The 13,566-nt window shown below is 62.8% G+C and carries 11 protein-coding genes; 9 read left to right on the top strand and 2 right to left on the bottom strand.

Features of this window, described 5'->3' with window-relative positions:
• The first annotated feature begins 4 nt into the window (after window positions 1-4).
• From BUE15_RS04990 to BUE15_RS04980, 3 genes are all read left to right on the top strand, one after another.
• Window positions 5-1,231, top strand: coding sequence for an alanine dehydrogenase (locus tag BUE15_RS04990; RefSeq protein ID WP_073281738.1), 1,227 nt, complete (start codon window positions 5-7; stop codon window positions 1,229-1,231).
• A 149-nt stretch (window positions 1,232-1,380) separates the two neighbouring features.
• Entirely contained in the window at window positions 1,381-1,782 is a 402-nt protein-coding gene (locus tag BUE15_RS04985; protein ID WP_073281736.1) for a hypothetical protein, read from the top strand.
• A gap of 80 nt (window positions 1,783-1,862) precedes the next feature.
• On the top strand, window positions 1,863-2,324 hold the full coding sequence (locus BUE15_RS04980; RefSeq protein WP_073281734.1) for a hypothetical protein: 462 nt from the start codon (window positions 1,863-1,865) through the stop codon (window positions 2,322-2,324).
• A gap of 18 nt (window positions 2,325-2,342) precedes the next feature.
• Here BUE15_RS04980 and BUE15_RS04975 read toward each other — a convergent pair whose 3' ends face one another.
• Window positions 2,343-3,251 carry a flavin reductase family protein gene (locus BUE15_RS04975; protein ID WP_073281732.1) on the bottom strand — a complete coding sequence of 303 codons (909 nt, stop codon included), beginning with the start codon at window positions 3,249-3,251 and terminating at the stop codon, window positions 2,343-2,345.
• 163 nt (window positions 3,252-3,414) lie between these two features.
• A complete protein-coding gene (locus BUE15_RS04970) occupies window positions 3,415-5,505 on the bottom strand; it encodes an ATP-binding protein (RefSeq protein WP_170865192.1) in 2,091 nt (696 codons plus the stop codon).
• A 150-nt stretch (window positions 5,506-5,655) separates the two neighbouring features.
• On the opposite strand from BUE15_RS04970, the gene BUE15_RS04965 reads away from it, so the two are divergent.
• From BUE15_RS04965 to BUE15_RS04940, 6 genes are all read left to right on the top strand, one after another.
• Complete coding sequence (locus BUE15_RS04965) at window positions 5,656-6,543, top strand: M28 family peptidase (protein ID WP_244535879.1); 888 nt, start codon at window positions 5,656-5,658, stop codon at window positions 6,541-6,543.
• A 128-nt stretch (window positions 6,544-6,671) separates the two neighbouring features.
• Complete coding sequence (locus BUE15_RS04960; protein ID WP_073281726.1) at window positions 6,672-7,094, top strand: IS1/IS1595 family N-terminal zinc-binding domain-containing protein; 423 nt, start codon at window positions 6,672-6,674, stop codon at window positions 7,092-7,094.
• A gap of 140 nt (window positions 7,095-7,234) precedes the next feature.
• Window positions 7,235-8,779 carry a hypothetical protein gene (locus BUE15_RS04955; RefSeq protein WP_244535878.1) on the top strand — a complete coding sequence of 515 codons (1,545 nt, stop codon included), beginning with the start codon at window positions 7,235-7,237 and terminating at the stop codon, window positions 8,777-8,779.
• A 58-nt stretch (window positions 8,780-8,837) separates the two neighbouring features.
• Window positions 8,838-10,364, top strand: a complete 1,527-nt coding sequence (locus BUE15_RS04950) for an MFS transporter (RefSeq protein ID WP_084548829.1) — start codon at window positions 8,838-8,840, stop codon at window positions 10,362-10,364.
• Window positions 10,365-10,471: 107 nt separating this feature from the next.
• On the top strand, window positions 10,472-10,687 hold the full coding sequence (locus tag BUE15_RS04945) for a hypothetical protein (RefSeq protein ID WP_073281724.1): 216 nt from the start codon (window positions 10,472-10,474) through the stop codon (window positions 10,685-10,687).
• A gap of 88 nt (window positions 10,688-10,775) precedes the next feature.
• A complete protein-coding gene (locus tag BUE15_RS04940) occupies window positions 10,776-13,526 on the top strand; it encodes a sensor histidine kinase (RefSeq protein WP_073281722.1) in 2,751 nt (916 codons plus the stop codon).
• Window positions 13,527-13,566: the final 40 nt, after the last annotated feature.

The following is a 13,566-nucleotide window of genomic DNA, read 5'->3' as shown; positions in this document are numbered from 1 at the left end:
AGAGATGCCCGAAGCAGTACCCCCCGGATTCGAGTCGCTGGCTACGAGCCGCGCCTACTTCACGCAGGAATCCATGCTGGCCGTGGAAACGCGGAAGCGCAAGCTGTTTATCGGGCTGCCGCGCGAAACCTCGCTGCAGGAAAACCGCATCTGCCTGACGCCCGAGGCGGTGAAGCATCTGGTGGAGGAGGGACACGAAATTGTGATGGAAAGCGGGGCCGGGGAGCCCAGCAAGTACTCTGACCACGACTATTCCGAGGCCGGTGCTACCATTGCCTACTCGCCCAAGGAAGTCTACGAGGCCAACCTGATTCTGAAAGTGGCGCCGCCCACCCACGACGAAATCGAGTTTCTGCGCTCCAACCAGACGCTGATATCGGCGCTGCAGTTCGGTACGCTCACCTCCGAGTACGTCACGGCCCTCACGCGCAAGAAAATCAGCGCCATCAGCTTCGAGCTGATTAAGGACCCGAGCGGGGCGCGGCCGGTAGTGCGGGCCATGAGCGAAATAGCCGGCTCCACCGTCATGCTGATTGCGGCCGAGTACCTGGCGCGCTCCAATGAAGGCAAGGGTATCATTCTGGGCGGCATCACGGGCGTGCCTCCTTCCCAGGTAGTAATTCTGGGGGCGGGCACGGTAGCTGAGTACGCGGCCCGCGCCGCTACCGGGCTGGGAGCGGAGGTAAAAGTATTTGATAATCATCTGTATAAGCTGCGGCGCTTAAAGCAGAATCTGGGCACCCAGCTCTACACCAGCACCCTCGACACGTTTGCGCTCAGCCAGCAGATCCGGCGCGCCGACGTGGTGATTGGGGCCCTGAATGCCGAAGACGGCCGGGTGCCGTTTATGGTGCCCGAAAGCATGGTCTCCAGCATGGCGCCCGGCTCCGTCATCATCGATGTGAGCATCGACCAGGGCGGCTGCTTCGAGACCAGCGAAATGACCAGCCACAGCAAGCCCGTCTTCCGCAAGTACGACGTGATTCACTACTGCGTGCCCAACATTGCCAGCCGCGTGCCGCGCACCGCCACCAATGCTCTGAGCAACATCTTCACGCCCATTCTGCAGGAAATCAGCCAGCACGGCGGCATCAATGAGGTGCTGTTTACGAATGAGCATTTCCGTAGCGGCGTCTACATCTACAAAGGCTCCCTCACCAACGCCACCATTGCCAAGCGCTTCAATATGCGCTACAAAGAGCTGGGGCTGATGATTGCCGTGCGGAACTAGAAACGCGGGTTTAGCACGGATTTTAGCGGATTGCACGGATTTTGTGGACGATGTGGTAGTGGCAAATGCACTATATGCTTGGTAGCCAGTGGTGGGGGTGGGCCGAAGGGGCAATTGTGCTGCTTATCTGGCTTGGTTTTGGTAGTCGCATGTTGGCCGAGGGCGACTACCGCTACGTGGGCCAGCTGCCGGCTGGGCCGGAGGGCTGGGTGTTCACGCTGTATCAGTCAAACAAGTTCGACTGGGTGACGGCCGTGGACTACGAACTGAGCTACCGGGGGCAGTTGCGGGCAGGGCCTTACCTGCTGGAAGGGCGCATGGAGCAGGCGGTACTCGCTGACTACCAGGCCGGACGCTGCGGCCCTATCCTTTACCTGGTTTCTGCCAGCGCTGAAGATGCTGCCCGCCCCGGAGCCCTGTATAATACCCGCTGGCGCCCCGGCTACTACGATTCGCTGCGCTTCTACGGCCCGGATTCTTTGATTCGGCAGCTCAATTCGGTGCTGCTGAAGCAAGTGCGGCAGTGCCAGCCGGAACAGCAGTCTGAGTAACTCTTCCTGTTCCCTTCGTCTGCTTGCCGCAACCGGCTCGAATCTTGTATAGAACATGGCACCTCATATCTGTTCTGCTTATGCCCCGATCTGTACTTCTGATTACCGCGGCGCTGTGCCTGACCACCGCAGTTGCCGCTCAGGCGCAAACCGCGCCGCCCACTGACCTGAACGCCGCCCGCTACGACCGGTCGGATACGCTGCGGGCCGTGCAGCACCTGTTTATGCAGCGCTCCAAAGCCACCCGCGCCTGGCTGGAAACCGGGGTGAGCTTTATGGCTTCGGCCGCTGTGGAAAAAACCGTGCTGGCGACATCAGGCATCAAAAAGGTCGACAAAGGCTACTATCGGACCCGCCAGCAGGAAGCCGACCAGGACCTGGTGTTCGGAACGCTGATGACGAGCTACGGCCTGTTCCGACTCAGCCGTTTCGGGCCGCAGCAGTACCAGCGGGTGATGGACGCTTATGCCCAGGGCAGCGCGCTGCCGCACTACCTCACGCGCCGCCTGAAGCCCCGGTTTTTCCGGCTGCTGCCGCTGTAAGCCGCCGCATTTGGCCTTTTATTCCGCCAGCAGCAGCGTTTTCCAGGCGTCCAGCAGGCGGCCTTCCTCCAGCAGCTTCTTGCCCAGCACCACCAGTTCGTGGCGTTGTGCAGCCGGATTGGCGGCGTGCTTGCTGAGCGTGTAGCTCACCAGCGGGTCGTGCCGGAACTCCTGCACCTGTGCGGGCGTGGGCAGGGCCTGCTGCCCAATATTGGCAAGGCGGCCCAGATTGTTGCCGGTGAGCAGGTCGGAGGTGCGGATGTGCTCGGGGAGCTGGTCGATGCCGATGCCTTTGTTGCGGTTGGGCTTGGGCACGATGAACAGGCTTTCGGGCACCACGCGGCTGTACCAGTCGCCGGCGAGGCGGGCCACGGCGTCGAACTTGTGCGGATCAACGCCGGCGCTGTACGGCAGCAGGATGTCTTCCCGGAAATGAGCCTGCACTACGCGGCAAATCACGAGGTTGCCGCCGCCATTGGAGTCACCGATGGCAATAATCTGCTCCACTACGCACTCCAGCGACACGGGGCACTCGGCCACGCGGGGCGGGCGCACTTTGTCGGAGGGTAGCTCCGTGAGGCCGGCTTTCACGAACTCATTCACGCCCCGCTCATACTCCGTGCTGGCCAGTGACATCTGCTCCACTACGGCATAGTCGCAGATATTCACCACGCACTCGGCTACTTCGCGCACATTAAAGAGCGTGTGCTTCTGCGTATTGTCACGGACGCGGTTGGCGGGGGAGAAGATGAGGGTGGACGGGTTGGAGCTGAACACGTTGAAGAAGGAAAACGGGCTCAGATTCACCTCGCCATCGGTGGAAATGGTGCTGACAAAGGCAATGGGGCGGGGAGCCACGGCGCCCAGCAGAAACTGGTGCCACTCGGGGCCGGGCAGCGTGCCGGGCGTGATGGTGCGGAAAGACATGCGGGTGGAAAGACGGGCGGAAAAAGTTGGGACAGGGCCCAAAGGTAATGGACTGGCGGAGCCGGCACCGTTGCCAGGCCGGCTATTTCAGCAGTAGGTACGCGTTGGCTGTTGCACCAGGGGTAGGAGCGCACCGGCCGGCAACCATAGACTTGGCCGCCCCTTATTCGGTCCGGGTCCATTCGGGAGGCACGCTGGGCTTGCCTTGTAGCGGCAGCCGCACGATAAACTCCGTGAACTCGCCCTCCTGGCTTTCCACGCGTAGGGTACCGCCGTGGCCCCGCGTAATAATATCGTAGCTGACGGCCAGGCCCAGGCTGGAACCGTCGCCGGAGGGTTTGCTGGTGAAAAAGCGCTGGAAAATACTGGCCCGGGCCGCCTCCGAAATGCCCAGACCGTTGTAACGAATCCGGATTTCGGCGTGGTCCTGGTCGCGCCGCGTGGTGAGCGTGACCTGGGGCACATAGTCTTCCTCGCCGAGACGCTGGCGCTGCTGCACGGCGTAAAAGGCCGTGGTAAACAAGCTCACCAGCGCCCGCCCGATGTCCTGGCGCACAACCAGTACATCGGGCAGGGCGGCATCAAAATCGGGGAGCAGCGCGGCGTTGAAGCGGGTATTTTTGAGGCGCAGATCCTGGTAGGTCAGGCGCATATACTCATTGGCCAGCATGCTCAGGCTGGTGGGCTGGCGCTGGGCCGGGCTGCTGCTGGAGTACTCCAGCATGCCCGCCACAATACCCTCGGCCCGCTGGCTAAACTTCACGATGCTGGTCTGGTACTGGCTCAGATTCTGAAACATCTCATCAATAATCTGCTGGTCGTCGATGGGCAGCAGCACCCTGGCCAGCTCCTCCCTGATTTCCTGGCACAGGTTTGCGCTGATAGCCGCGAAGTTGCGGACGTTGCTCATGGGGTTCTGAATCTCATGCGCCACGCCGGCCATCAGCTCGCCCAGTGAAGCCATTTTTTCGCGCAGCAGCAGCTGGCCCTGGGCCGAGCGCAACTCCTGCAGCATCTTGGCCAGCCGGTCGCGCTGCTGCGTCAGCTCGGTTTTCTGCTGCACTATCTGGGCGTTCAGGCTTTGCAGCTGCCGGTGAGCCTGTTGCTGCTGCCGGATGTGGCGGGCCAGCAGCAACGCCAGCACCAGCAATGCCCCAAGCGTGCCCCATAGCGCATACGTGCGCACTTCGGTTGAGAGGCGGGAAGCTTCCTCTTCCAGCTGCCGCAGCCGCTGCTGCTCGGCAAACCCAATAGCGTCGATTTGTTTGATACGCTGTGGGTTATAGAGGCTGTCCTGCGCCGTGAGCATAATGCGCAGATATTTCAGTGTGCTGTCGTGCTGGCCCAGTTGCTCATAGGCATCGGAAAGCAGGCGGCTGGTGTGCAAGACGCCCAGCGTGAACGGCAGCGTCTGGCCCACGGCCAGCGCCTTGCGCGCGTAGTAGCGGCTGGAATCGGGCTGGCCGCTGGTGTGGTACAGCTCGGCCAGATACTGAAACGCCCGGGCGCTGCTGCGTCGGTCGTTTTCAAGGGCGGCGGCCCGGGCGCTGCGGTGGTAGTAGCGTACGCCTGCCGCTGAGTTTCCCTGTACGGCCTGCAGCAGCCCCAGCTCGCGCAGCACATACGGAAGCGGGTTGCCCCAGCAGCTCCAGTCGCGGGAGCGGGGGGCGGTGGTGAGCGTGTAAGCCCGGTTCAGGTAGTGCGCCGCCGAGTCCAGCCGCTGCATGCCTTCGTAGCTGGCCCCGATGTTGGTAAGCACACTAATCAGCTGCGAATTATCCTGGATGCCGCCCTGCTCGTAGAGCTGCAGCGCCCGGAAATAGTAGCTGAGCGAAGGCCGGAAGTCGTCGAGGGCGTAGTAGAGCAGGCCGGTTTGGTTGAGCGTGCGGGCCGTGCCTTCCGTGTCGTGGCTGTCCTCGTGGAGCTGCAGGGCCTGCAGGTTGGTGCGCAGCGCGGCGGGCAGGTTGCCCCGCTCCCCAATCAGGATACCGATGCGCGACAAACAGCGGCCCTCACCTTTGGTATAGCCGATGCGCCGGGCCAGCCGCAGCCCCTGCAAGGCATAGTAGCGCACCGAGTCGAAGCGGGAGTAGCGGTAGGAAGCACTCAGGTCGGCGAGCAGCAGCACGCGGCTGGTATCGGACGTGGCCTGCGCCAGCGCCTGCCGCAACGGAGCCGACTGCGGACTCTGGGCAGTGGCCCGGGCAGCAGCAAGCAGCACACCTATACACACTGCCAGGGAGCGTAACATCATGCGTGAAGGTAGAAAGGATGCCGGCATGCGCCAATCCTGCTGTTTACTGCGTGCGTAGCGCAGGGTTGGGGCTGATCCGGTATCTTTCCCGCTCTACGGCCCCAACTCCTACATTCTGTTATGCTACGCGCTTGTTTACTGCCTGTTGTCATGCTGCTTAGTGGCGCGGTGGCCGCGCAATCTGTGGCCGATACCGCCCGCCTGCACCGGCACCTCGTGGCCCTCACCACTACGCCCGAGCCGCGCAACTATCTGCACCTGGCCAGCCTCAACCAGGCCGCCGATTATATCAGGGCGGAACTCACCGCAGCCGGCGCCCGGGCTACCGAGCAACCGTACGAGGTGCAGGGCAATGTCTACCGCAACATCGTCGGCAGCTTCGGTCCCGAGACTGGTCCGCGGCTCATCATTGGGGCGCATTATGATGTGTGCGGCGAGCAGCCCGGCGCCGACGACAACGGTACCGGCGTGGCGGCGCTGCTGGAGCTGGCGCGCCTGCTGGGCCAGCAAAAGCAGCTGGCCTTCCGCATTGATCTGGTGGCGTATACGCTGGAAGAACCACCGTTTTTCCGGACCCGGCAGATGGGCAGCTACGTGCATGCCAACTCGTTGCACGAGGCCGGGGTGCCGGTGCGGGGCATGGTGGCGCTGGAAATGCTGGGCTACTACGATGACCGGAAGGGCAGCCAGGACTACCCACTGGGTCCGCTGAAATGGATCTACGGCAGCCGCGGCAACTACGTGACGGTGGCGCAGAAATTCGGCAACGGCCGCTTCGGACGGCAGTTTGCGCGCCGCTACAAGGCGGCGGCAGCGCTGCCCGTGAAGCGGTTCAAAGCGCCGGCCTGGCTGCCCGGCATCGACTTCTCCGACCACCTCAACTACTGGCAGTTCGACTACTCCGCCGTGCTCCTCACCGATACCGCCTTCTACCGCAATAAGCACTACCACGAGCCCACCGACACGCTGGCCCGCCTGGATATGCGCCGCCTGGGCCTGGCCGTGGATGCCGTGCTGGCCGTGGTGCTGGCTATGTGAGAGCAAGTTTGTCCTGTTGGACTTGAGTAGAGCAGCACTGCAACGCGTATTGAACGTAATACTTGCTGAAATGCTATATCTTTACTAAATAGCTATAGTTGTTTAGTAAATACTTACTCACCAGGCTTATGGCCCAGCTTAGCTGCCCCAAGTGCGAATCGAAGGAAGCCACCAAAAGCGGTATTGTGGGCGGCCGGCAGCGCTATAAGTGCAAAAACTGCGGCTACCACTACTCGGTGGCCAAGACGGGCAAGGAAACCAATCCGTACTACGTCATCAAAGCCTTGCAGCTGTATGTGGAAGGCGTGAGCTACCGCGAGATTGAGCGGCTGCTGGGCGTCAGCCACGTGTCGGTGATGAACTGGGTGAAGAAGTACGGCGTGAAGGCGCCCCGCCAGACGGAATATCATCCGACGTACAAAATCCTCAATCAGAAAGAGCTGGCTGAGTTTTTTGCCAGGCCGGAGAACCTGAAGGGCGCCGGCATGATGGTGACTGAACTGGGCGACAAGTATATGATGATCCGCTGGGAACGGTTCCGGCAGGGGTAGGGTGGCTATAGGCATTAGCAGAAGTATAGCACAAAAGTGACTTCTGTGGTGGGATTCTTATACTTGGCGGAGTAGTCCGGCACCGGAAAGGAGCGGGCTACCTGCTCTGAGCTCATCCAATCCCCATTCCCACCACGTCCATGCAAAACGCCCGTTATGCGCTGGCAATGAGCGCGCTTCTTGCGGCCGTCTCGGCTGCGGCCCAGGTCACCCCGACTCCGCCGCCCGCTACCACTCCACCGGCTCCGGCCCCCGCCGCTCCAGCAGCACCGGTGGTTGCCGCCACACCCGCACTGCCTACTGAGTCGGTGCCCTACGGGCCGGGCATGAAAGTGAATATTTCGCCCGATGGCTCGAAGTACATTCGGTTCATCACCTGGCACCAGGTGTGGGCCCGCTACACCGAAAACAATACCGGCACTCTGCGCGCCCCCGGCAAGCCGCAGTCTGATCAGCTGGATTTTGCCCTGCGCCGCTCCCGCCTCATCATCCTGTCGCAGCTGAACCCCCGGTTTCTGGTGTACACCCACATCGGGGTCAACAACCAGACGGCCGTTAGTGGCGGCGTGGCACCGGCCACCGACGGCAAAAAGCCCCAGCTGTTCGTGCACGAGGCCGTGGTGGAGTACAAGGTGAACAAGTACCTGAACCTGGGCGCCGGCATGCACTACCAGAACGGCCTTTCGCGCATGACCCGCTCCAGCACCATCAACTACCTGACGCTGGATGCGCCGCTCACCAACTGGCCCGTCATTGAGGCCATCGACCAGTTTGTGCGCGGTATCGGCGTGTACGGCAAGGGCCGCGTGGGCAAGTTCGATTACGTGCTGTCGGTGAACGAGTCGTTCCTGACCAACCAAAGCGGCGCGTTCAGCACGCCGCTGGGCCTGGGCACCACCACCGGCACCGGCACGGCGCGCGTGAATACGGGCTCCAACACGGCGCAGTACAATCCGCAGGGCACCAACCACGTCTACCAGGGGTATTTCAGCTACGGGTTTCTGGAGTCGGAAGCCAACCTGCTGCCCTTCAACGTGGGCACGTACCTGGGCTCGAAGCGGGTGCTCAACATCGGGGCCGGCTTCTTCTACAACAAAGACGGCATGTATTCCCGCAGCAGCAGCAGCGTGCTGGATGCCACCGCCATTGATGCCGCCACGGCCGCCGGCCTGAACTCGCTGAACACCGTGGCGACCACCAAGCACGACATTGCCCTGTTCTCGGCCGACGTGTTCTTCGATACGCCCATCAATAAGGAGTCAGGCACGGCCTTCACGCTCTATGGCGTGTACTACAACTACAACATGGGCCCCAACCACACGCGCTTTATCGGGGCCGCCAACCCCGGCTACGGCACCGATGCCCGCCGCGGCAATGCCGTGCCGCACTCCGGCACCGGCAACGTGGGCTACGTGCAGGCCGGCTTCCTGCTGCCCAAAAACCTGCTGGGCCCCAAGCTGCGCGTGCAGCCCTACGCCTCGCATCTGCTGGCCGGCTACGAAGGCCTGCGCACCAGTAACGGCGAGCAGAAAAACGTGAACATCTTCGACGCCGGGGCCAACTTCTACATCGACGGGCACAACGCCAAATTCACGCTCAACTACCGCGCCCGGCCCGATTTCACGGATATAAACAACGTGGACTACAAGCCGGAAATCACGCTGCAGACGCAGGTGGCGCTGTAGCCGCTGCAGGTGCCTCACGCTGCCTTTCACCACTATTCCAACACCCCACCAATCAGTCATGAAAGACAACCTTCCTCAGCGCGACGCTGCCGCATATGCCGGAGCCGCGCCCCTGGCCGGCGGCAGTGGTGCCGACGATGCCATAGCGCACGACAACAACGCGGTTTCGACCAGTAAGATCTGGCAGGTAATTACGGCCTCGTCCGTCGGAACCGTTATTGAGTGGTACGACTTCTACATTTTCGGCTCGTTGGCGGCCATTATCGGGCCGGTGCTGTTCGGGTCTACGGGCAAGATTGAGGACACCATCCTCGGGACGCTGGCCGTGTTCGGGGCCGGCTTTGTGGTGCGGCCGTTCGGGGCGCTGTTCTTCGGGCGCATCGGCGACATGATCGGGCGCAAGTACACGTTTCTGCTCACGCTGCTTATTATGGGCGGGGCTACGTTCGTGACGGGCCTGATTCCGAGCTACGACAAGATTGGCATTGCCGCGCCCGTCATCGTGACCATTCTGCGCCTGCTACAGGGCCTGGCGCTGGGCGGCGAGTACGGCGGGGCCACCACCTACGTGGCCGAGCACTCGCCGGACAACAAGCGCGGCTACTACACCAGCTTCATCCAGATAACGGCGACGGCCGGCCTGCTGCTGAGCATTCTCGTGATTATCATCACGCGCAAAACCATGGGCGAAGTGGCCTTCAAGGAGTGGGGCTGGCGCATTCCGTTCCTGCTCTCGGGCCTGCTCGTTATTGCCTCCTACTACATCCGCCGCAAGCTGCACGAGTCGCCGCTGTTTGCCAAAGCCAAGTCGGAGGGCAAAACCAGCGCCAACCCGCTGCGCGAGTCGTTCGTGAACCCCGTAAACCGCCGCCTGGTGCTGATTTCGCTGTTCGGCGCTACCATGGGCCAGGGCGTGGTGTGGTACACCGGCCAGTTCTACGCCTACTCCTTTATGCAGAATACGCTCAAGCTGGACCTGGTAGACGCCAGCCTCGTGCTGTGTATTGCGCTGGTGCTGGCCACGCCGTTCTTCGTGTATTTCGGCTCGCTTTCTGACCGGATTGGTCGCAAGAAAATCATTATGATGGGCCTGCTGTGCGGGGCGCTGTTTACGTTCCCGATTTTCTACGGCCTCAAGCAGTTTGCCGGCCCGCTCACGGAAGTTACCGCCGCCACCGTGGATGCTACCGGCAAAGCCGTGCCCGCCGTGATGAAGGCCCTCGACCCCAACCTGTTTGCCATGACGGCCCTCACGTTCTGCCTGGTGCTTTTCGTAACAATGGCCTACGGCCCGATTGCGGCCTACCTAGTAGAGCTGTTCCCGACCAAAGTGCGCTATACCTCGTTGTCGTTGCCCTACCACATCGGCAACGGCGTATTCGGGGGCTTCGTGCCGCTGATTGCCACGGCCCTCACGCTGCGCGCCGCCGCCTCCGATACGCCGTTCATCAAGGAGCACAGCACCCTGGCGGGCCTCGTGTATCCGGTGGGTATTGCCTTGCTCTGCTGGTTTATCGGGCAGGCGATGATGAAGGACGTGCGCAACGTGAAGCTGATGGATGAGACTTCCGGCGACACGAAATAGCCCGCAGGCTGCTTTGTCCATAAAGTCCGCCGGGCCGTTGGTTCGGCGGACTTTATTATGTTGCCGGGGCGCTATTGCCCACCCTCAGATTTCTACCAACTACTTATATGGCCCCGATTCCCACCCAGGAGCGTCCGGAGCAGCGGCGCGGCCAGCGCCTGCTGTTCGTGTCCTTGCTGTTTGGCGTGCTGCTCAACTTCCCGCTGCTGGCCGTCTTCGACCACGACGGCCGGGTAGGAGGGGTGCCCGTGCTCTACCTGTATGTGCTGCTGGCCTGGTGCGCGCTGGTGCTGCTGACGGGGCTGCTGGTGCGGCCCAAATGAGCGCTCCGGCTACTCCCGCTGGCGCGTAGCCCGGGACAGTAGGCCCGGTTGTTTTCTATTGCTTCTTCACTCATTCCCTTCTGCTTCCGTGTTCACTCTGCTTGTCATCGGCTTTTCGTTCGGCTACCTGGCTTTGCTGTTTGGGGTGGCGTATGCGGCGGAGCGGCGGGCCGGTTCGGGGCAGCGGAGCCTCGTGAGCAACCCCTATGTATACGCCCTCAGCATGGCCGTATACTGCACCGCCTGGACGTACTACGGCTCGGTGGGGCGGGCCGCGCATTTCGGGCTGGAGTTCGTGGGTATTTATCTGGGACCTACGCTCATGGCGCCCGCCGCGTGGCTGGTACTGCGCAAAATCATCCGCATCTGCCGGCTGCAGCGCCTCACGTCCATTGCCGACTTCATTTCGGCGCGCTACGGCAAAAGTGCCTGGCTCGGGGCCCTCGTGACGGTGGTGTGCGTGCTGGGCATCGTGCCCTACATTTCGCTGCAGATCAAAGCCATTGCGGTTTCCTTCGACATCCTGACCAAGCCCGTGAATGCGCTGAGCCTGCCCGTGGCAGACGCCGCGGCGGCCGGCTCGGCGTTCTACACCACCGTGGCGCTGGCCTTTTTCACCATCATCTTCGGGGTGCGCTCCGTGGAAGCTACCGAGCGGCACGAGGGCATGGTGCTGGCTGTGGCCCTGGAAAGCCTGGTGAAGCTGGTAGCGTTTCTGGCGGCGGGCCTGTTCGTCACCTACGGGCTGTTCGATGGGTTTACGGACGTGTTTGAGCGGGCTGCCGCCGTGCCTGACCTGAGCCGCCTGTTCACGCTGCACGGGGCCGGCACCAGCGGCGCGCAGTGGTTCACGCTCCTGATTCTGAGCATGGCCGCCATTCTGCTGCTGCCCCGCCAGTTTCAGGTGTCCGTGGTCGAGAATGTGAATGAGGACCACCTGCGCAAGGCCATGTGGCTGTTTCCGCTCTACCTCATCGTCATCAACCTGTTTGTGCTGCCGCTGGCCTTTGGCGGGCGGCTGCTGGAAGGCACCGGCCGCCTCGACGCCGACACGTTTGTGCTGGCGCTGCCGCTGCAGGCCGGGCATCCGTGGCTGGCGCTGCTCATCTACCTGGGCGGGCTCTCAGCCGCGTCGTCCATGATTATCGTCGAAACCATTGCCCTGAGCGTGATGATGAGCAACCACCTGCTGATGCCCCTGCTGGTCCGGATTCCGACGGCGCGGGCGGAAGGCGCCCGTTGGTTTGCCTACCTCAGCCAGGTGGCCCTGCAGAGCCGCCGGCTGGCCGTGGTGCTGGTGCTGCTGCTGGCCTACGGCTACTACGCGGCCGTGGGGCACCTGCTGCCGCTGGTCAATATCGGGCTGGTGTCGTTTGCGGCGGTGGCGCAGTTTGTGCCGGTGGTGCTGGGCGGCCTCTACTGGAAGGGCGGCACCCGGCAGGGCGCTACGGCCGGCATGCTGGCGGGCTTCGTGGTGTGGTTTTTCACGCTGGTGCTGCCCACCATGGTGGGGCCCGATCTGCTGCCCGAAACGGTGCTGAATGAGGGGCTGTTCGGGTGGAGCTGGCTGCGGCCGTTTGCGCTGTTCGGCCTCGAAGGCCTCGACTACCTCTCGCACGGGCTGTTCTGGAGCTGGTTTTTCAACCTGGGCCTCTACGTGGGCGTGTCGCTGCTGCGCGAGCCCTCGGCGCTGGAGCAGCACCAGGCCCATGTGTTCGTGGACGTGTTCCGCAGCGGCACGGGTTTCGAGGGGCCGGCCGGCTGGCAGAGCGCCGCCCCGCTGCCCGACGTGCGGGCCCTGCTGACCGGGTTTCTGGGGAAAAAGCGCACCAACCAAGCCCTGCGTGCCTTCCAGGACCGGTTTCCGGAGGCCCACGCCACCGACGACCTCACGCCGCCCCAGGCCGACCCGCGCCTGCTGGCCTACGCCGAAAAGCTGCTGGCCGGCTCCATCGGGCCCGCTTCGGCGCGGCTGCTGCTGCGCACCTCCGTCGCGGCCGAAGACATCAGCTTCGACAACGTAGTGGGCATTCTCAAGGAAAGCCAGCAGTTGCTGGAGGCCAACCGCCAGCTGCAGAAGCAGCAGCGCCAGCTCCAGCGCCTCACCCAGGAGCTGCAGGCCGCCTACGACCAGCTCCAGGAACTGGACCAGCACAAAGACGAATTCCTCTACACCGTCACGCACGAGCTGCGCACCCCGCTCACCAGCATCCGGGCCCTGTCCGAAATCCTGTCCGACAACCCCGACCTGGAAGACGAGGAGCGGCAACGCTTCCTGCTCACCATCACCAGGGAATCGGAGCGGCTGAGCCGGCTGATTACGCTGGTGCTGGACCTGGAGAAATTTGAGTCGGGGAAGGCGACGCTGGAAAAGAGCCCCGTTGACGTAGCCGATGTGATAACCGATGCCCTGGAAGCCGTGGGCCAGCTGCTGCGCGACAAGCAGATTCAGCTGGATCTGGCCGTGCCGCCCGGCCTGCCCCGCCTGCCCGGCGACCGGGACCGGCTGATGCAGGTGCTCGTCAACCTGCTTTCCAACGCCATCAAGTCGTGCCGCGCCGATGGCAGCGGGCGCATTGGGGTGGTGGCCCTGGCCGATGCCGCCAGCCTGCGCATCTGGGTGCAGGACAACGGCAAGGGCATTGCGCCCGAGTTTCACCAGCTCATCTTCGACAAGTTTTTCCAGGCCCGCAACCAGACCACGCGCAAGCCCGAAGGCTCCGGCCTGGGCCTGGCCATCACCCGCAAAATAGTAGAGCTGCACGCCGGCCGCATCTGGGTCGAGAGCCAGCCTGAGCAGGGTGCCCGCTTCTCCATCGAGCTGCCCGTGCAAGAATAACCGACCTGCTCTACTCGCCCCACCCGTACCGCCCAACCCG

It is taken from the genome of Hymenobacter psychrotolerans DSM 18569 (genome assembly GCF_900142395.1).
GTDB classification, from domain to species: Bacteria; Bacteroidota; Bacteroidia; order Cytophagales; family Hymenobacteraceae; genus Hymenobacter; species Hymenobacter psychrotolerans.
The sequence above is the reverse complement of the archived record's forward strand: the minus strand, read 5'-3'. Positions and strand labels throughout refer to the sequence as shown.